Origin of the sequence: Caballeronia sp. Sq4a (assembly GCF_023170545.1) — a bacterium.
In the GTDB taxonomy this organism is placed as follows: domain Bacteria; phylum Pseudomonadota; class Gammaproteobacteria; order Burkholderiales; family Burkholderiaceae; genus Caballeronia.
The window spans coordinates 223,756-242,960 of the sequence record NZ_CP084253.1 but is presented as its reverse complement, the minus strand read 5'-3'; the positions used below and the strand labels follow the sequence as shown (position 1 = coordinate 242,960).

The 19,205-nt window shown below is 63.3% G+C and carries 14 protein-coding genes; 10 read left to right on the top strand and 4 right to left on the bottom strand.

The window, feature by feature from the left end:
* The first annotated feature begins 134 nt into the window (after positions 1-134).
* Together LDZ24_RS25605 and LDZ24_RS25600 are read left to right on the top strand one after the other, a co-directional pair.
* Positions 135-587 (top strand): DUF2231 domain-containing protein, encoded by a 453-nt coding sequence (locus LDZ24_RS25605; protein WP_175945446.1) that lies wholly within the window; start codon positions 135-137, stop codon positions 585-587.
* A 25-nt stretch (positions 588-612) separates the two neighbouring features.
* The gene (locus LDZ24_RS25600; protein WP_371747512.1) at positions 613-1,899 is read left to right on the top strand and encodes a sorbosone dehydrogenase family protein; all 1,287 of its coding nucleotides are present in this window, start codon (positions 613-615) and stop codon (positions 1,897-1,899) included.
* Between the two features lie 95 nt (positions 1,900-1,994).
* Here LDZ24_RS25600 and LDZ24_RS25595 read toward each other — a convergent pair whose 3' ends face one another.
* The gene (locus LDZ24_RS25595) at positions 1,995-2,186 is read right to left on the bottom strand and encodes a hypothetical protein (protein ID WP_248324680.1); all 192 of its coding nucleotides are present in this window, start codon (positions 2,184-2,186) and stop codon (positions 1,995-1,997) included.
* 655 nt (positions 2,187-2,841) lie between these two features.
* Here LDZ24_RS25595 and LDZ24_RS25590 point away from each other — a divergent pair.
* The 4 genes from LDZ24_RS25590 (at position 2,842) to LDZ24_RS25575 (ending at position 7,895) form a co-directional block, all read left to right on the top strand.
* Positions 2,842-4,584, top strand: a complete 1,743-nt coding sequence (locus tag LDZ24_RS25590) for a hypothetical protein (RefSeq protein ID WP_248324679.1) — start codon at positions 2,842-2,844, stop codon at positions 4,582-4,584.
* Between the two features lie 190 nt (positions 4,585-4,774).
* Positions 4,775-5,836, top strand: a complete 1,062-nt coding sequence (locus LDZ24_RS25585; protein WP_248324678.1) for a sugar-transfer associated ATP-grasp domain-containing protein — start codon at positions 4,775-4,777, stop codon at positions 5,834-5,836.
* Positions 5,837-5,937: 101 nt separating this feature from the next.
* The gene (otnK, locus tag LDZ24_RS25580; protein ID WP_248324677.1) at positions 5,938-7,239 is read left to right on the top strand and encodes a 3-oxo-tetronate kinase; all 1,302 of its coding nucleotides are present in this window, start codon (positions 5,938-5,940) and stop codon (positions 7,237-7,239) included.
* A complete protein-coding gene (locus LDZ24_RS25575) occupies positions 7,236-7,895 on the top strand; it encodes an aldolase (protein ID WP_248324676.1) in 660 nt (219 codons plus the stop codon). Before otnK ends, LDZ24_RS25575 begins: the two co-directional genes overlap by 4 nt.
* A gap of 16 nt (positions 7,896-7,911) precedes the next feature.
* Here LDZ24_RS25575 and LDZ24_RS25570 read toward each other — a convergent pair whose 3' ends face one another.
* Positions 7,912-10,905 (bottom strand): response regulator, encoded by a 2,994-nt coding sequence (locus LDZ24_RS25570; protein WP_248324675.1) that lies wholly within the window; start codon positions 10,903-10,905, stop codon positions 7,912-7,914.
* A gap of 260 nt (positions 10,906-11,165) precedes the next feature.
* On the opposite strand from LDZ24_RS25570, the gene LDZ24_RS25565 reads away from it, so the two are divergent.
* Together LDZ24_RS25565 and poxB are read left to right on the top strand one after the other, a co-directional pair.
* Positions 11,166-12,236, top strand: a complete 1,071-nt coding sequence (locus LDZ24_RS25565) for an SDR family oxidoreductase (RefSeq protein WP_248324674.1) — start codon at positions 11,166-11,168, stop codon at positions 12,234-12,236.
* A gap of 82 nt (positions 12,237-12,318) precedes the next feature.
* The gene (poxB, locus tag LDZ24_RS25560; RefSeq protein ID WP_248324673.1) at positions 12,319-14,040 is read left to right on the top strand and encodes a ubiquinone-dependent pyruvate dehydrogenase; all 1,722 of its coding nucleotides are present in this window, start codon (positions 12,319-12,321) and stop codon (positions 14,038-14,040) included.
* 59 nt (positions 14,041-14,099) lie between these two features.
* On the opposite strand, the gene LDZ24_RS25555 is transcribed toward poxB, so the two are convergent.
* Both LDZ24_RS25555 and LDZ24_RS25550 read right to left on the bottom strand, forming a co-directional pair.
* Positions 14,100-15,467, bottom strand: a complete 1,368-nt coding sequence (locus LDZ24_RS25555) for a tyrosinase family protein (protein WP_248324672.1) — start codon at positions 15,465-15,467, stop codon at positions 14,100-14,102.
* A 434-nt stretch (positions 15,468-15,901) separates the two neighbouring features.
* Positions 15,902-16,699 carry a PilZ domain-containing protein gene (locus LDZ24_RS25550; RefSeq protein WP_248324671.1) on the bottom strand — a complete coding sequence of 266 codons (798 nt, stop codon included), beginning with the start codon at positions 16,697-16,699 and terminating at the stop codon, positions 15,902-15,904.
* 378 nt (positions 16,700-17,077) lie between these two features.
* Between LDZ24_RS25550 and LDZ24_RS25545 the strand changes: the two genes are divergently transcribed.
* On the top strand, positions 17,078-18,823 hold the full coding sequence (locus LDZ24_RS25545; RefSeq protein WP_248324670.1) for a methyl-accepting chemotaxis protein: 1,746 nt from the start codon (positions 17,078-17,080) through the stop codon (positions 18,821-18,823).
* Positions 18,824-18,955: 132 nt separating this feature from the next.
* A complete protein-coding gene (locus tag LDZ24_RS25540; RefSeq protein ID WP_248324669.1) occupies positions 18,956-19,183 on the top strand; it encodes a hypothetical protein in 228 nt (75 codons plus the stop codon).
* Positions 19,184-19,205 lie beyond the last annotated feature (22 nt).

Genomic DNA, 19,205 nt, shown 5'->3' with positions numbered 1-19,205 from the left:
GCGGACGGAATCTTCGCGTAAGCCTCGCGCGAAGCGGTGGTTGGACGGAAGAAGGTGGCAGCTTACGGGCACGCGCCGTGCGTGGCGGCATGGCGCTTCTCGCCCGTTCCGTTCAACTACAAAGAGGCTCGTTCATGAAACCGATTCGCCCGCGCTACCGCTCGCGCCTGGCCACGGCGCTTTTCGAGTGGCTCAATCCGATTCCATATGGTCTCTTCGTCGGCACGCTGATCTTCGACATCATCTATGCGATCAACGCCGTCATCTTCTGGGCGAAGGGCGCGGCGTGGCTCGTCACCGTGGGCCTGCTCTTCGCGATTATTCCGCGGTTCATCAATCTCGGTCACGTCTGGTTCGGCGGGCGAGGCACGGTCACGAGCCTGGAACGCACCGACTTCTGGCTCAATCTGCTCGGCATCATCGCGGCGGTGGTGAACGCATTCGTTCACTCGCGCGACGCCTACGCGATGGTCCCGCTCAGCGTCATCCTCTCGGTCGTCACGGTCGTCCTGCTGAGCGCCGGACAAGTGATGCTCGCCTTCGACAAGTTCAACCGCTTCAACCTGCCGGAGGCCGTCCGTGAATAACATCATGCGCACAAGCCTCGTTTCGATGGCCGTTGCGGCCTGCCTCGCCGGATGCGACGAACACGCGTCCTACGAATCGCAGCAGCAGGCCGGCGCGAATCCGCCGCTGCCGAACGCGCGCAACTTCCTCGCCCCGCCGATGCAGGTGCCGAAGCACGTCGGCTGGAAAAGCGGCGAGACACCCAAGGTTGCGGACGGGCTGAAGATAGAAGGCATCGCGTCGGGACTGGAGCATCCGCGTCAGGTGTACGCGCTGCCGAACGGCGACATCCTCGTGGCGGAATCCAGCAGTCCTGACGAAGAGCCGGTCACGACGCCGAAGCAGCTCATCGCGGGCATGGTGCAGACGCGCTCGGGCAAGGAAGCGAAAGGCGGCAACCGCATCACGCTGCTGCGCAAGCCCGCGAACGGCAGCGGCGAATGGGAGAAGCACGTCTTCATCGACCATCTGCATTCGCCGTTCGGCATGCAACTGGTCGGCAATACGCTCTTCGTCGCCGATACCGACGCGATTCTCGCGTTCCCGTATCAGACCGGCGCGACGCATATCGACGGCACGGGCGTCGAGCTTACCGATCTGCCGAGCACCATCAACCATCACTGGACGAAGGCGCTGCTTGCGAGCCCCGATGGCAAGAAGCTCTACGTGGGCGTCGGCTCGAACAGCAATGTCGGCGAGAACGGACTGGAAGTGGAATACCGCCGCGCGGCCGTGCTGGAAGTCGACATTGCGACGGGCGGCAGCCGCGTGTTCGCCTCCGGCATCCGCAATCCGACCTCGCTGCAATGGGAGCCGAAGACGGGCAAGCTGTGGGCGGTAGCGAACGAACGCGACGAGATCGGCGCCGATCTCGTTCCTGACTATCTGACTTCGGTGAAGGAGCACGCTTTCTACGGCTGGCCGTATAGCTACTATGGACAGCACGTGGACGAGCGCGTGCATCAGCAAAGACCCGATCTCGTCCAGAAAGCCATCAAGCCGGATTACGCCATCGGGTCGCACGTCGCGCCGCTCGGGCTGCTGTTCTATACCGGCGGCAATCTCCCCGAGCAGTATCGCGGCGGCGCGTTCATCGGCGAGCACGGCAGCTGGGACCGTTCGCCGCTCGCGGGCTATGCGGTCGCGTACGTCGCGTTCCAGGACGGCCAGCCGGTCGGCGCGCCGAAGCCCGTCGTCACCGGATTCGTGTCGGCCGACGAGAAGCAGTTGCGCGGCGCGCCGGTCGGACTGGCACAGGACAAGGACGGCGCGCTCCTGATCGCCGACGACGCCGGGAACGCCGTCTGGCGCGTGACCAAGGCAGGCGGCTAGCGCGTCTTTCGTGCGGAAGCGAACACGGCGGGCCTTCGTTTCGAGGGCCCGCTGTGTTTTGCGGTCGTTACCGCCCGTTATCGTTCGTTATTGCGTCAGGTTCTGTTCGGGTACGCGATATCGCGATCACGCGACACCGCGCCCGGATGACCTCGCTCGCAACGAGCGGCCATGCGGTGTTGAAGCCAGTCGCGCGCGAGCACGATGCGCAAGGTGCTCATTGCGACCAGCCAGATGAAGCCCGATGCGAGCGCATCGAACAGGCGTATCAGCGTCGTCCTTTTCATTCACGATCCCCGAGAAACGTGCGGTCTTTCGCATCTTTGCCGGCGTGCTTCGTTTTTGTATGGCATGTGATCGCGCGGCTGTGCGTTTGTGCTGACGAGTCTAGCCCGGTTGTGGTGTTCGCCGTTATCTCTTTGTCAAGTTGTGAGCGGTCGCGAACGATTCAGCGCCGGGCGCGGGGGTCGGCGCGGATCTGCATTTTGAATGCGGGTTCGCACACGCATATGTTCGAAGACACGTGCTAGTGCAGTCGCGCGGTTTGGTGAAGCGCGGCGCCATCTATTGGCAGTTACCGCTTCGTTTCTTCCCGGCCACTTCGAGAACCTGACTTCGGCGCTCCAGGAGCGGCCGCTTCGAGCGCGTTCGCACTCTCGCATGTCTTTCGCACTTCGAACGATGACCATGCGAAGAAGATGCGAATTGTCCTACCTCATTCTGAATTCACGTTAAGATAAATCCGAGTTTCGCGTCGAGCTATTGCTTGCTTTTAGGCAGCTGTATCGATCGAAACATCGACACTTCGGATTGCTTGCCGACGAGCAGCAAAGACGCTCAAGACGATCGGCTCGCGACCACTTGCGATATCGATAGCTCGTCGTTGCTGCGATTCGCAGCAACCCGGCTTTACAGATGCATAAAAAATACACGAGGGGAAAATTGAACAATAACGACGCATCTGCCACGCCCTTTTTCAAGCTGTTCCGCCAGATGCGAAGCTGCGTCTGCGCGATCGTTTTTTGCAGCGTCCTGCCCGGATGCAGCGGAAGCAATAACGCCAGCGATGCGACCGTCTCCGCAACGACGGCAGCGCCCGTTGCATCGCCCGCGCCTGCTTCACAAGTCACCACCGCCGATACCGGCTACTTGCCCATTTCGATCGAAAGCCTCAGCTATCCGATCAACTTCCTGCAAGCCTTCGGCCCGACGACGCAAGCGGCGCAACAGCGTCTCGTCGGCCAGGTCGGCGCGATGTGGTCGTCGGGTTACAGCGCGCAGCTCGGCATCTACTCGATGTCCTACGCGCCCGCGTACCGCCTCTACTTCATGCCCGCCGGATGGACAGGCGCCGGCGCCGACTATCCCGCGACGCAACTCGGCTGGCTGTACTACCACCATCCGGACTGGATCGAATACGGCTCGGACGGCAACGTGCTCTACGAATTCGGCGACACGCGCTATCCGGTCGTCGATATCGCGAATCCCGCCGTCCGTCAGCACCTGTTCCAGTCGATGGCGGCGCTCGCGAGCGGCTATCAGGCGCTTTCCCTCGACAACGTGAGCACTGCGAACATCAGAAACGGAGCCGTCTATCAAGCCGGGCACTATAGCGGCACCGTTTCCCCGTGTCCGGCTTCGTTGCGTCCTGCATGTGGCGGAACGTTCGTCACGCAATACACATCGGCCGACGATGCCAACTGGAGCGCAGCGAACCTCGACTACATCAAGTATCTCAGCGCGCAAGCGAAAACAATGGGCCTTGCGACGGTGGCCAACGTAAGCTATCAAGGCGGCGTCAAGTGGACCGACATCGCCGATGCAGTGAGCGGCGTGATCGAAGAAAACGTTCCGCAGCATCAAGGCACGACCTTGGCGAACCGGTGGTACAACGGCTTCATGATCGACGATCTCTTCGCCGCGCATCTCTACAACGCCGAACGCGCGAGCCAGAAGTTCTACGGCGCGATCAGCTATCTCGACGGACACGACACCGGCGGCATGACGCGCGCCGAAGAGACGTGGGCGACGGCATGGCTGCTGCTCGTCACGCAGGGCACGCAGAACTACCTCTCGGCCGGACAAATCTCGTCGCGCGCGGCGCAAGCGTATCCGCCGTCGATGGGCGGCTACGTCGACCTTGCGCTGACCGGGACATTGGCGCGCGGCAGCGCGACTGTCACTGGCCTTTCCGGCACGCGCGGCCTCGCGGCGGGACTTCACGTGAACGGCGCGGGCATCGCGCCGGGTTCGACCATCGCAACCGTGGACTCATCGACGAGCGTCACGCTCGACACCGCGGCCACCGCAAGCGCCACGAGCGAGAGCCTCGCGTTCAGCGGTTTCCCGCGGCTGCCAGTCGGCCGGCCGGTTGCGCCGCCGCCTTCGGTCGATCCGTACGGGTCGCCGCCTTCCGGCGCATGCGGCTGGGTGAACGGCGCCAATGCCGGCGTCTGCGCGCGGCAATATTCGAACGGATGGGTCTACGTAAATCCGGTGTGTCAGTACGACGGCACCGCATGCGCGGTTGCATCGACCTCGGTCACGATACCGCCAGCCGCGTCCGGAGGCAGTTGGTACGACCAATACTGCAACGTGGTGCCTGACGGACGCTATGCGCTCGCCGCTGCAACGGCGCTCGTGATCGCGCGCGGTTCCGCAGACGTGTGTCCGTGGCCGCAATGACGTGCGCGCAACGCATCGCCACTACCGTATTCGTATGCCGAAAGCCGCCGTATTGTCTGCTCATGCCGCCCGCCAAAAGTCAGCCGTTTCTCGCCACGATCCCGTTCCTTAAGGGTTTCGTCAGTTACGGCCGGTAGGCTCTGTTGCTCGATAAAGTCAAACAACAAAGCTCAGTCAGAGCGGAACCACCATGCCCGCACCGTACGTCGAAAGCCTCGTCAAGATCTCGTGGAAGAACCTCTCGCAACATCGCTTTCATCGGAAGCATGCGCGGGAGGCGCGCGAGGTGCTGCGTAGCATCGAGAGCAGGCAGGGCAAAACGAATGCCGCGCAACTGCGGCTCGCGGATGCGTACGCACGCGACGTGCTCGGCGACGCCTGCTATGCGCCGTGGCTCCACGTCTACACGGCGCTGAACGGCGAGTTCAAGGAAGGCTGGATTCCGGACAACTACTACGGCTGGATCGTCGTTCCGAAGATGAAGGGCCTCTACGGGCAGATGTCGCACTTGAAGCCAGTGTCGCGGCTGCTCTTTCAGGACGACGCGTTCCCCGATCTCGGCTACTACGTGAACGGCATCTTCTACACGGCCGATCACACCGCCATCCACAAGTCTCAGGTCGCGAACTTCGTTTTCAGCACGACGGACCGGATCGCGTTCAAGCTCGATCACTCGATGCAGGGCAAGGGCGTCTTTCTGATGGACCGCAAGGACTTCGATGCCGAGCGCATCAGCCAGCTCGGCAACGGCGTGCTGCAACGCTTCATCGTCCAGCACGCGACGTTCGACCAGTTCGCGTCGAAGGCGGTCGCGACGGTGCGCCTGACCACCGTCGTCGACGATGCGGGCCATATCTCGCTGCGCGCCTGTTTTCTGCGCCTCGGCCGGTCCGCGGACACGTACATTCGCCCCGACAGCGAAGTGTGCGTGCCGGTGCATCTGGAAAGCGGGCGACTCTTCAGCACGGGCTATCTGAGCGACTGGACCCGCGTCGACGCGCACCCCGATTCGAAAATCCGCTTCGACGGCGTGACCTTGCCCGCGTTTTCAAAGTGCGTGGAGAAAGTGATCGCGCTGCATGCGAAGGCGCCGTTCGCGCGCTGCGTCGGCTGGGACCTGACCGTCGATATCGATGAAAACGTGCTCGTGATGGAGTGGAACGCCGAGCATAACGACGTGAAGTTCAGCGAGGCCACGCAAGGGCCGTGCTTCACCGATCTGAAGTGGGAAACGTTGCGGCCGATGGCATAAGCGTCTTTGCGTTATGGTCTGAGCGAATGCGTGGTTCATAGTCCATTGCGCCACCGCTTTCGCACCGATCGCCCGTACAATCGTCGCAACGGAGGTCGCACATGCACACATCCACCCGGCATCCCGTCCTGGGATGCATCGCCGACGACTTCACCGGCGCCACCGATCTCGCGAGCATGCTCGTGCGCGGCGGCATGCGCACGGTTCAGACCATCGGCGTGCCCGCCTCGAACACGCGCCTCGACGCCGACGCCGTGGTCGTCGCGCTCAAATCGCGCACGATCGAAGCGGCCGATGCGGTCGCCCAATCGCTCGCGGCGCTCGACTGGCTGCGCGCGCAGGGTTGCCGCCAGTTCTTCTTCAAATACTGTTCGACGTTCGATTCCACCGATGCGGGCAACATCGGCCCGGTCGCCGAGGCGCTGCTCGATGCGCTCGCCGGGCAAAGCGGCGCGGACTTCACGATAGCCTGCCCTGCGTTTCCCGAGAACAAGCGCACGGTCTATCGCGGGCACCTCTTTGTCGGTGACGCGCTGCTCAGCGAATCGGGCATGGAGCACCATCCGCTCACGCCGATGCGCGACCCCAACCTCGTTCGCGTCCTCCAACGGCAAAGCAAATCGAAGGTCGGTCTGATCGCGAGCGATACGGTCGCCGCGGGCGCCGATGCCGTGCGCGGCGCGATTGCCGCCTTGCGTGCCGACGGCGTGCGTCTCGCCATTGCCGACGCGCTCACCGACGCCGACCTGCGCACGCTCGGCGCGGCCTGTGCCGATCTCGCGCTCATCACGGGCGGCTCGGGCGTCGCCATCGGCTTGCCGGAGAACTTCCGGCGCGCCGGACTCATCGAGCCGAACGACAAGGCAGCGGACCTGCCCGCCGTCGAGGGCGCGGCGCTTGTCTTGGCGGGCAGCGCATCGAACGCGACCAACGCGCAAGTAGCCGAATGGATCGCGACGCGGCCGGCGTTTCGCGTCGATCCGCGCGCGCTCGCACGGCGCGAGGCGGTCGTCGACGAGGCGCTCGCCTTCATCGACGCGCACGCGCCGCAGCCGGTGCTGGTCTACGCCACGGCTTCACCCGACGAAGTCAAAGCGGTGCAGCAAGAGCTCGGCAGCGCGGCGGCGGGTCAGCTCGTCGAGGATGCGCTCGCCGCCATCGCCCGTGAAGCCCGCGCGCGCGGCGTGCGCAAGTTCGTCGTCGCGGGCGGCGAGACATCGGGCGCGGTGGTGCAGGCGCTCGGCGTGCAGATGTTGCAGATCGGGCCGCCCATCGATCCGGGCGTGCCGGTGACCGTCAGTGTCGGCGACACGCCGCTGGCGCTCGCGTTGAAGTCCGGCAATTTCGGCGCGCGCGATTTCTTCGACAAGGCGTTGCGTTACATAGAAGGAGAGCGCGCGTGAGCGACACCGTCATCGCATCGGCCAGCGACGCGAAGCTGCGCGAGGAAATCTGCACGGTCGGCGAAAGTCTGTACGCGCGCGGCTACACCGTGGGCACGGCGGGCAACATCAGCGCGCGCTGCGACGACGGCTGGCTTATCACGCCGACGGATGCCTGTCTCGGCCGGCTCGATCCCGCGCAGATCGCCAAAGTGGATGCGCAGGGACGGCACGTTTCCGGCGCGCGGCCTTCGAAGACACTGGAGTTGCATCGGCGCATCTACGAGGGCAGCGTCGAGACGCGCGGCATCGTGCATACGCATTCGACGTCGCTGGTTGCGCTGACGCTCGCAGGCGTCTGGAGCGACGAGGACGTGCTGCCGCCGATCACGCCTTACTACGTAATGAAGGTCGGCCACGTACCGCTCGTGCGCTACCGCCGCCCCGGCGACCCGCAGGCGGCGGCCGAGATCGCGGCGCGCGCGGCCGACGTGCGCGCCGTGCTGCTGGAGCGGCTCGGGCCCGTGGTGTGGGAGCGCAGTGTCTCGCATGCGTCGTATGCGCTCGAGGAACTCGAAGAAACCGCCCGCCTCTGGCTGATGACCACGCCGCGGCCCGCGCCGCTCGACGACGCCGCCATCGACGAACTGCGGCAGAGCTTCGGCGCGCGCTGGTAGCCCGCGACTAAAGCGCCTATACCGAGCCGTCCGCGGCGGCGTGTCCGTCCGATGCCGCTTCGGAAAACTGCGCGAGCACCGCGTTCAGGCTCGCGAGCGTATAAGGCTTCGCCAACACCGTGCCGCTGCTGTCGGCGCCCGCTTCGATCGCCTCGCCGTAGCCCGTCGCATAGATGACGCGCAGGCCGGGCTGCTCTGCCTTGAGCCTTCGCGACAGCGCGACGCCGTCCATGCCGGGCAACCCGACATCGGTAAAGAGAATGTCGAAGTCGTCCTTGGCGAACGACGCGAGCGCTTCCTCCGCGCTGGCGGCCGCCGTCACCCGATGCCCCAACGCCCGAATGAGTTCGACCGCCATCTCGCGCAATTCCGGGTGATCCTCGACGACGAGCACGCCGAAGCGCTGCGGCAACGGCGCGACCGGAGCCACCGTCTGCCTCGCCGGCTGTGAACGCGCAAGCGCGACCTGCTTTCGGTTCGACAGCATGTGCCGGATCTTGCGCGCGAGTTGTTCGCGCCGATAAGGCTTCGTCAACAATTGCACGCCGGCGTCGAGCCGTCCGCCATGCACGATCGCGTTTTGCGTGTACCCGGAAGTGAACAGCACTTCGATGTTCGGCAAGAGCGCCTTCGCGCCTCGCGCGAGCTCGGGACTGCGCAGCTTGCCGGGCATCACGACATCGGTGAACAACAGGTCGATGGCCAAGCCGCTCTGCAAGATGCCGAGCGCGCTCTCGGCGTTGTCGGCCTTGAGCACCTGATACCCGAGCTCGCGCAGCATTTCGACGACGGTGGTCTGCACGGCGCGATCGTCTTCCACGACGAGAATCGTCTCCGTGCCGCCGACGACTGGCGCCGCCGCGAGCGACGTGGTCTGCACCACGGCTTCATGCGAGCGCGGAAGATAGATCTTGATCGTGGTGCCGTGCCCTATTTCGCTGTAGATCTTGAAGTGCCCGCCGCTTTGCTTGACGAAGCCATACGCCATCGAGAGGCCAAGCCCGGTGCCGACGCCTTCCGGCTTCGTCGTGAAGAACGGATCGCATGCGCGTTCCATCACTTCGCGCGTCATGCCGGTGCCGGTATCGGAGATGGCGAGCATCACGTACTGGCCCGGTTCGAGATCGGCGTCCGATGCGACGTAGTCGTCGTCCAGCATCGAATTGCTCAGTTCGATGGTGAGCTTGCCGCCGTCGGGCATGGCGTCGCGGGCGTTGATCGCGAGATTCAGCACGACGTTTTCGAGCTGATGCGGGTCGACCTGCACGTTCCATAGCCCGCCCGCCAGAACCGTCTCCATGACCACCGACTCGCCCAGCGCGCGCCGAAGCATGTCGTCCATGCCCGCGACCACGGGCGCGAGATTCGTGACGACCGGCTGCAATGGCTGACGCCGCGCGAACGCCAGCAGTTGCGAAGACAGTTTAGCGCCGCGCTCCACCGCGCTCGCCGCAGTGTCCACGCGCTTGATCGCCGTCTCGTTGCCGGCAACAGAAGCGGACAACAGTTGCAGATTGCCGCCGATCACCTGCAGGATGTTGTTGAAGTCATGCGCGATGCCGCCGGTGAGCTTGCCGATCGCCTCCAGCTTTTGCGAACGCTGCAACGCGGCTTGCGTCTGTTCGAGTTCGCGCGTGCGCTCTTCGACCAGCGCTTCGAGGCTCGTTTGATAGCGCTCCACTTCGTCCTGCGCGAGCTTCTGCACCGTGACGTCCTGGCCCTGAACGAAGATGCCGACCACTTCGCCGTCGTTGCCTGCAATGGGCTGATAAACGAAGTCGAGAAAGCGCGTTTCGAGCGGCGCGCCGTCGCGCGGGCGGATCATGACCGGCACGGCCTTGCCGACGTAAGGCTCGCCGGTGTCGAAGACGCCCGACAGCACCTCGATGAAGCCTTGTTCGACCACTTCGGGCAACGCATCCCGCACGCGCTTTCCGACGAGATCGCGATCGCCCGTCAGGCTGCGATACGCCGCGTTCGCCAGTTCGAATATGTGCTCGCGCGTGCGCAACACGCAGACGAAACCTGGCGCCTGCTCGAAAAGCCGCAGGAGGCGCGCGTTGTCGACGTGCAGTTCCTTCGCCAGTTCCAGCGCCCGGCTCGTGCTTTCCAGCGCCTCGGTGCGCTCGACGATGACCTGTTCCAGTTCCCCTTGCTTGCGCCTGAGCGCCTCTTGCGCCGCGACCTGATCGGTGACGTCGTTGCCTTGCGAGAAGATACCGACGACCACGCCCGCGTCATCGACGATAGGCTGGTACACGAAGTCGATGAAGCGCACTTCGCTCTCGCCGCCCGCGAGCGGATCGACACGCAACGGCACGGCGCGGCCGACATACGGGCGGCCCGTTCGATACACCTCGTCGAGCAGTTCGAAGAAGCCTTGCCCTGCGAGTTCGGGCAACGCCTCTCTCACAGGCTTGCCGATAATCGGCCTGAATCCCGCAAGCCGATGATGCGCTCCGTTCTGTAGCTGGTAGACATGATTCGCACCCCGAAAGAAACACACGAAGCCGGGCGCCTGCTCGAAGAGCCGCAGCAACTCGTGATATTCGCGCGTGCGGGCATCGAGCGCCAAGGCTTTCTGACGTTCGGCGATCTGCCTCGCTTCGTGTTGGGCAGTGATGTCGCGCGTGATCTTGGCGTAGCCGACATGATGCCCCGAATCGTCGAACAGGGAATCGAGCACGACATGTGCCCAGAAACGCGAACCGTCCTTGCGCACGCGCCAGCCTTCCGATTCGAATTTGCCTTCGCGGACCGCAATCTCCAGCGCGCGCAAAGGCAGGTCCGTCGCGCGGTCCTCTTCGGTATAAAACCGTGAGAAGTGCTGACCAATGATTTCCTCGGGCGCATAGCCTTTGATGCGCTCGGCACCGACGTTCCAGCTCGTGACCAGACCGGTCGGAGAAAGAAGATAGATCGCGTAGTCCCTGACCCCCGCGATCATGCGCTCGAAGTGTCCGCTGCCCGAACCGGCAGAACCGACGAGACCTTGATCCTTGACATCCATTTGGCGATACCCTGGCACTTCGGCGTTTTTCGAGTGCTGCATTTTACTGCGCCTGGGGAGCGATCGCGCATGGCTGACGGCGTTGCGCGAGACGATGGCGTTCCGGCGTCGCGCGTCGAGTAGTTCTTACATCGGCGATGCAGGCAACAGGACGGTTTTGCCGCCCGCGTCTCATGTCCCCGGCGAAAAGCGCAGCGTTCAGCAAGGATCATCGCTATCCGTCACACTGGCACATCGATCAATCGACTCGCAAGGCTGCAATGAACAAACAAGCACTCATCATCGGCGCGACCGGCGTCATCGGACGCAATCTCGCCGAGCATCTTCAAACGCGTGGAGACTGGTCCATCACCGGCGTGTCGCGCGGCCGCACGCCTGCGCCCGCCGGCGTCGAATCGATCGTCGCGGATCTCACGTCGGCGTCATCGGTCGCGCAGGCATTGAGCGGACGCGACTTCACTCACGTCTTCTTCACCGCATGGTCGCGGCAGGCAACCGAAGCGGAAAACATCCGCGTCAACGGCGCAATGGTCGCCAATGTCCTCGCGGCATTGGGCCCGTCGGGCGCGCTCGAACATGCGGCGCTCGTCACGGGCCTCAAGCATTATCTCGGGCCCTTCGAGGCCTACGCCAAAGGCGAGATTCCGGCCACGCCCTTCCGCGAGGAACAAGGCCGGCAGCCCGTCGACAACTTCTACTACGAGCAGGAAGACCGCTTGTTCGATGCCGCGCGGCAGTTCGGCTTCGGATGGAGCGTGCATCGGCCGCATAGCATCATCGGTTTCGCCATCGGCAATGCAATGAACATGGGCGTCACCCTCGCCGTCTATGCGAACTTGTGCAAGGCGACCGGCGAACCGTTCCTGTTTCCCGGTTCGGCCGCGCAATGGAACGGCCTGACCGACATGACGGACGCGCGTCTTCTCGCGCGCCATCTCGAATGGGCCGCGACGTGGCCGGAAGCGCGCAACGAAGACTTCAACGTCGTGAATGGCGACGTGTTCCGCTGGAAGTGGATGTGGGAGCGCATCGCCAATTACTTCGGTATCGAGCCCGCGCCTTTCGACGGCGAAATCAAACCACTGGAAGGCCGCATGCAGCATGCCGGCAAGACGTGGGCGGAGATCGCGGCACGGCACGCACTGGCAGAGTCGAACGTAGACAAGCTCGTCTCCTGGTGGCATACGGATGCCGACCTCGGACGTCCGATGGAAGTCCTCACGGACATGACGAAGAGCCGCAAGGCCGGCTTCCTCGATTATCAGAGCACGCCTGATGCGTTTTTCGCGCTGTTCGACCGTCTGAAGCGCGAGCGCATCATTCCGGAGTGAGTTTGTCAGGTTGGCTTTCTAGCGACGCCTTCTGAGTCGATCACATCGCGCATGGTGCGCGTTTTTCTTCGGAGGAAAGCACATGGCCAAGCAATCAATCGCGGACTATCTGGCAAAGACGCTCGCGGCAGCGGGCGTCGAGCGCATCTGGGGCGTGACGGGCGATAGCCTCAACGGGCTCGCGCACAGTCTCGACGAACTGGGCACCATTCGCTGGATGCATACGCGGCATGAGGAAGCGGCTGCATTCGCCGCAGGCGCGGATGCGGCGACCACCGGCCGGCTCGCTGTATGCGCGGGCAGTTGCGGACCGGGCAATCTGCATCTCATCAACGGGCTCTACGACTGTCATCGCAATCGTCAGCCCGTGCTGGCCATCGCGGCGCATATACCGTCGACGGAAATCGGGCTCGGGTATTTTCAGGAAACGCATCCGCAGACGTACTTCAGCGAATGCAGTCACTTTGTCGAACTGGTATCGAACGCTTCGCAGTTTCCGCGCGTGCTGGAGCGCGCCATGCGCACCGCGCTGGAAGAGCGCGGGGTCGCGGTGATCGTGCTGCCGGGCGATGTCGCCTTGTCCGAAGGCCCCGATGCCCCCGCTCGCTGGACACCGACGGCCCCGCATACCATCGTGCCCGCCGACACTGAACTCGACAAACTCGCGCACATGCTGAATGGTTGCGATGCGGTCACGATCATGTGCGGCAGCGGCGTCGCGGGCGCGCATGACGAAGTGGTCGCGCTCGCGGACACGCTCGGCGCGCCGATTGTTCACGCGTTGCGCGGCAAACCGTTCATCGAATACGACAATCCTTTCGATGTCGGCATGACGGGACTCATCGGCTTCAGTTCGGGTTATCACGCGATGATGTCGTGCGACACGCTGCTGCTGCTCGGCTGTGACTTCCCGTATCGGCCGTTTTATCCGCCGAACGCGCAGGTCGTGCAGGTCGACAACCGTGGTTCGCAATTGGGCCGGCGCGCGCCGCTCGCGCTCGGCCTCATCGGCACGGTGAAGGAGACGGTCACGGCGCTCATGCCGCGGCTGCAACGCAAGACAGAGCGGCGCTTTCTGGAAAACGCGCTGAAACACTATGCCGATGCGCGCAAGGAGCTCGACCATCTCGCCACGCCGTCCGCGCCTGATCGCCCCATCCATCCGCAATATCTGACCAAGCTCGTCGACGAGGCCGCAGCGGACAACGCCATCTTCACCGTCGATGTCGGCACGCCCACGCTATGGGCCGCGCGGTATCTGTCGATGAACGGCAAGCGTCAGTTGCACGGATCGTTCAATCATGGCTCGATGGCGAACGCCATGCCGCAGGCGCTCGGCGCGCAGGCGGCGAATCCGGGGCGGCAGGTGGTGTCGCTTTCAGGGGACGGCGGCCTGTCGATGCTGCTCGGCGATCTGCTCACGGCCGTACAGCATGAGTTGCCGATCAAGGTCATCGTCTACAACAACAGCCTGCTCGGCTTCGTGTCGATGGAGTTGAAGGCCGCGGGGTATCTCGACACCAACGTCGATCTATCCAGAACGGACTTCTCGCAGATCGCGAAGGGCGCGGGCATATGGTCCGTGCGCGTGGAGCAATCGGAGCAACTGGAAGGCGCGCTCAAGGACGCGTTCGCGCATCCGGGTCCGGCGGTCGTCGACGTGGTGACGGCCAAGCACGAACTCGCGATTCCGCCGACCATCAACTATGCGCAGATGAAAGGCTTTAGCCTTTATATGCTGCGCGCGGTGTTCAGCGGTCGCGGCGATGAACTGATCGAACTGGCGCGAACCAACCTGCGCTGATACGCCGAGGAATGGATCGCAACGCGGCGAGTGGTTCGCCGCGTCGCGGTCATCTTCGACTACGGCCCGTCCGTGCCGAGTTCGATGCGCGCCTCGTTGATCGAAACAGCCATGCCCTTCGGCGCGTTCGCCCCGCTCACGCGCACGAATGAAAGCACGACGTCGCTCACATTGGAAATGCCGAGACGCGCGAGCACGTCAGTGACGTCATAGTCGATCTCGCTCATGCCGTGATGCGCAGCGGTGGCAACCTGAAACGCGCCCAAGGTACCGATGAAGTGCTGCGACTTCACGGCGTCGACGTCGCCGCTCGCAGGCAGATTCAGATAGACGTTATAGAAGAAGCCGCCTTTTCGGGCCGCCGCAGGCATCTTGACTCCGTCGAGCACGACCTTCACGTACTGGAACCCGCTACTTGCTTGCGGCGTGGCCTGCGATGCATCCGAGGATTGACTCAGTCCGACAGCCGGCGAAGTGGCCAGCACATCCTTCAATGCGGTGGCGTTCGCGGCCTGCAGCGGAATGCTCGCGCTGATCGAGAACTCGTCCAATACGACGCCCTTTACGCCTCCCAGGGAACGGCGCGTCGATGACACCGTGCGCCCGGGACTCGCCGTGAATGGGCCGGTCTTCGGCCGCGCCTGAATGGCGCCGATCTGTGCTTGCACGCGAATAATCCTCCCTTGTTGCGCCTGGGGCGGCAGCACAGCGGGCATGGTGTCGTTGGCGTAGTCATAACTCAGCCCCGTGGTCGTGCGCGTTTTCGACTTCGAGATAGTCAAGCCTCTCGCATAGGTGAAGCTGCCGTTCCAGTAGCTGCTCGTGGCCGACGGCACGCGGCTCGTCGAGCGCAGCGACCATGCGTTCCACAGACGGTCGATGTTGCAGTGATGCAGGTAGAAGATCGGATCGATCGGCGCCGTGGCGATATCGGCCATGTTATTACCGATGATGTCATGAACCGGATTGTGCGGCGCGTTTTCCAGCTTGGGCTCGAATGCGTTGTTGGTGCCGCGCTGGAAGTTGTACACGCTCGACCCGAAGGGACCGAGATCGAGCGCCTGATAGACGTTGGTGTTGATTCGCGACACATAAAGCGGGTTGCTACGCGCGGTATCCGTGAATTCAGAAGGAATCACCGGATACGAGTAGTAGTCCCAGTACGGCAACGTGAGCGTTGCGTCGCCTGATACGGTGCGCAACTGTTGTTCGAGGTAGTACAGGTAACCGCGATGCCACGTCAGGAAGTACGCCGTGCTATGCGGGCAGTAATTGTTGTGAACATCGACCCAGTACTGCCACGATGCTGGATTGGTTCTGTCGTTGGTGGCTTTCATCGTGCGCACGGCGTTGAGATACGACGCGTAGTGCGGCGTGGTTTTAAACACTTGCCATTCGAGTCTGATGAACGGAGCAGTGGCCGCCATGCCCCACCGTGGAAGCGATGCAACTGCGAGTGCGGACGCCGTTCCCTTCAGGAACGCGCGTCGCTTAGTCGAATTGGAGACCATACACCCCCCAGGGAGCGCACAAAGAGGACCTGCAAAGCGGCCCGGAGCGGGTGCGTTGCAGCAAGAACGGACGGCCGGTTTCTACGCTGCACCGGCGCTTAGAGTATGGACCACTGCAAGCAACGTTCAATGCGTTATTTGCAATCCGAACTATGGAATGTGCGGTAGGCCACAGAGCTGGCTACGCATGTGTGCATGCGTTCGGTCATTGCGCCGCGCGGCGTATAAGCTCGACCGTTCGAATGTGACGACGTGTTTGCTTGTAGCATTTACGTAAGCGCGCGTTTCGTTAGAAGTACGGCCTTGCGCGGTGTTCTTCAGTAATGCAAAAGACCTCCGAGCAGTCTAAGTCATTCCGACGCGCTGCCCGTCGCCGTCTCGAACATGTGGATTCTGAGCAGCGCGGTCGTATCGACGGACCGGTTACTGAACTCTGCGCCGACAAGCACGGCGCCCGCCGCTCGACGCAAATTGCGCACGATGCAGTTGAACACCACCGCGTGAACCTTGCCGTCGGCGCGCAGGCGCAACGCGAGCTTGAAGTGCTCGTCGACATTCACGAGCGCGTCCGCCAGGCGCAACGCCACGCCGCCGAGGCTGACGTTGACCACGGCGACGTCGAAGCCCGCCGCGACACAATCGTTCCTGATGAGACGACCCGCCAGCTCGGTCGACACTCGCACGTCTTTGCGCACGACCTGCGTCTGCACGGTTTGCGGATACGCGAGATAAGCGACTTTCACAGGCGACTCGCTTCGTCCGATCACCGTGCTGGAGAAACGATAGATCTTGCGCCCGAGCAGCCCCTTGCATTCGACGGACATACCCGCGTCCAGCAACTCATGCACGCTGCCTGCGGTCACGACCAACGCGCTGCCTGCAACGGAACCGACGAATTCCGCCTGCACCGGCGGGTGATCGCAGCCGACCAGCGTCAACTGCATGCTTTCCAGCGTCTTCGGCAGGGTGCCGGTGACGGCGGCCGCGCGATCGAGCTTGGGACGGTTCGCGGGCGCGTCGTGCTTCGCGGTCGATATCAGCAGCTCGCTCGACATGACGCCTTCCCCGTGCGGCCGCTCGATCGGCGCGTCTTCGTCGCGGAACCCGCCGGCTGCGAGAATCCTGTCGCGCTGGCCCTCGGATCGCACGCAGTAACCCCTCGTCAAAAGAAGTTTGCCGCTCGCCGAGTAGACGGCGAACGGAAGGGGCGTGCCGACTTGAAGTTCCTGTGCGCTCAGTTTGACCAATACCATGTTCGTACCTTGATGAGACAGATGCCATCCCTCTACGCGGGGATGATTCGTATCTGCCCGCATACGTTAGCGCGCAGGCAACGCCACTTAAGTACGGTAACGCGCATTCATCAGACGATATGAGGCACGGCGTGCTACTTTGCTTTTCCCGACCAAACAGTCCGCAGTCGCCGCCCTCCGCCGGCCTGAAAGCAAACGTTCAACTTTCCGACAAACGAGCCGATATCTACCCTGTCGGCAAATTATTCAACGTTGAACGCAAGGGCGAGACAAATGCAGAGAATGAGCTTCAAGGCAACACTGTGGAGCACCGTGGGATTCGTGTGGCTGAGTTTGATCGTGCTCTCGCTGTTGAGCGCGACCATGACGCGCACGTTGATGATGAAGGACCGTCAGGAAGCGCTGGCCGAGCAGGTTCAGTCCGCGGTGAGCGTGGTCAACTTCTATGTGCAGCAGGCGCAAAGCGGCGCGATGCCAGCCGAAGACGCCAAGCGCGCGGCCATCGCGCATTTGCGTCCGGTGCGCTATGGGCAGAGCGGCTATTTGCTCGTCGTCGACTCGACGATGCTGCAATTGCTTAACCCGATGCGTCCCGAGACCGAGAACAAGATCAACGATCTGGTCGACAAGACCGGCAAGCACTTCACCGCCGCGATCGTCAAACACGGACTCGACGGCACGCACGTGACCGATTACCTCTATCCGAAGCCGGGACAAACGGAGGCGCTGCCGAAGATCGCTTACGGCGAGTATGTTCGCGCGTGGGACTGGCACGTCTATACGGGCGCTTACGTCGACGACATCAATCGTGAATTCGGCCAGCGCCTGCTCGCGATGCTTGCGATCGTCGGCATGGTCGGCCTTGCGTTGACCGTGGCAATGGGCTGGATCATCCGCAATGTGCTGCGCAAGCTCGGAGGCGATCCGAAGGACGTCGCGGAGGCATGCAAACGCATCGCGGCGGGCAATCTCACGCAAGCTGTGCCTGTCGCGGCGGGCGACGATGCGAGTCTCATGGCATCGGTGCGGGCGATGCAGGACCGGCTGCTGCAAACGATGAGCGCGGTGACTTCGTCCGCCAACGCGATTGCCGGCGCAACGAAGGAGATCGCCGCCGGCAATACGGACCTGTCGTCGCGCACGGAACAGCAGGCTGCATCGCTGCAGGAGACGGCGGCGAGCATGGAACAACTGACCTCGACGGTGAAGCAGAACGCCGACAACGCGCGTCAGGCCAGCGGTCTCGCCGAGAACGCGAGCGCCGTCGCGAACGAAGGCACTGCGATCGTCGGACAGGTCGTGGAGACGATGGCCGGCATCGAAGAAAGCTCGGAGAAGATCGCGGAGATCATCGGCATGATCGAGGGCATCGCATTCCAGACGAACATTCTCGCGCTCAATGCCGCAGTGGAAGCCGCGCGCGCCGGCGAACAAGGCCGGGGCTTCGCGGTCGTGGCAGGCGAAGTGCGCAGCCTCGCGCAGCGTTCGTCGAGCGCGGCGAGGGAAATCAAGGCGCTGATCGAGACGTCGGGCAGCCGCGTCGGCGCAGGCACCGAGCTCGTCGCGAAGGCAGGCGAGACCATGCGCAGCGTGCACTCCGCGATTCAGCGCGTGACCGACATCATGGGCGAAATTGCGTCCGCATCGCACGAGCAGAGCCGCGGCATCGAGCAGGTCAATCTGGCTATCTCGCAGATGGACGAAGTCACGCAGCAGAACGCCGCGCTCGTCGAAGAAGCGGCCGCCGCGGCCGGCTCGCTGGAAGACCAGGCTGAAGCGCTTCGCAAAGCCGTCAACGTCTTTCGCACGAGCCCGAGCGCAGCTGTGGCTTCCGCTCACGCGGTGACGCCCGTGTCGAGCGAAAGCCGCCCGCGCCCGGCGACGGCTCCGACGGTGCAACGCCCTGCTCCTCAGGCATTGCAGCGAACGAAGGCGACGCCGACGGCGAAACACGTCGAAGCCACGGTGCAGAAGCCCGTGGCAACCGCGACGGATGGCGGCGACTGGGAGACGTTCTGAAACTGCTAGTTAGCCCTCCTATACAGTTCGCCCGACGACGCGCTTCTGATCCGGACCCGATACCGCGCCGGAGGGTTGGCTTGCGGCTTGCTACGAGTCTGACGTGTCCAATTGAACCCATCGGAGGATACGATGACGACGCATGCCGGACGATCGCAGGAAGACCGCATTCAGGCGGAGAAGGGAGAGAAACTGCCCGCGCAGGAGCAGGCAGGCGGCAAGATGGCCGTTGAAGGCACCGAAGCGGGCAAGGACTCGAGCAGCGGCAAGCTCTCGGAAGCGGGTAAGGACGTCTGGCGTCAGGGCAGCACAATCGACCAGGAAGGCCCTTTGCCGCCGGACGAGAAGCCCGACGCTTGAGACGCCGACGTTACGCGAGTTC

Bases quoted from the DNA above. Each gene is read 5' to 3' on its own strand.
- LDZ24_RS25605 (WP_175945446.1), top strand. From the start codon at position 135: ATGAAACCGATTCGCCCGCGCTACCGCTCGCGCCTGGCCACGGCGCTT.
- LDZ24_RS25600 (WP_371747512.1), top strand. From the start codon at position 613: ATGGCCGTTGCGGCCTGCCTCGCCGGATGCGACGAACACGCGTCCTAC.
- LDZ24_RS25595 (WP_248324680.1), bottom strand. From the start codon at position 2,186: ATGAAAAGGACGACGCTGATACGCCTGTTCGATGCGCTCGCATCGGGC.
- LDZ24_RS25585 (WP_248324678.1), top strand. From the start codon at position 4,775: ATGCCCGCACCGTACGTCGAAAGCCTCGTCAAGATCTCGTGGAAGAAC.
- otnK (WP_248324677.1), top strand. From the start codon at position 5,938: ATGCACACATCCACCCGGCATCCCGTCCTGGGATGCATCGCCGACGAC.
- LDZ24_RS25570 (WP_248324675.1), bottom strand. From the start codon at position 10,905: ATGGATGTCAAGGATCAAGGTCTCGTCGGTTCTGCCGGTTCGGGCAGC.
- LDZ24_RS25565 (WP_248324674.1), top strand. From the start codon at position 11,166: ATGAACAAACAAGCACTCATCATCGGCGCGACCGGCGTCATCGGACGC.
- poxB (WP_248324673.1), top strand. From the start codon at position 12,319: ATGGCCAAGCAATCAATCGCGGACTATCTGGCAAAGACGCTCGCGGCA.
- LDZ24_RS25555 (WP_248324672.1), bottom strand. From the start codon at position 15,467: ATGGCGGCCACTGCTCCGTTCATCAGACTCGAATGGCAAGTGTTTAAA.
- LDZ24_RS25545 (WP_248324670.1), top strand. From the start codon at position 17,078: ATGCAGAGAATGAGCTTCAAGGCAACACTGTGGAGCACCGTGGGATTC.
- LDZ24_RS25540 (WP_248324669.1), top strand. From the start codon at position 18,956: ATGACGACGCATGCCGGACGATCGCAGGAAGACCGCATTCAGGCGGAG.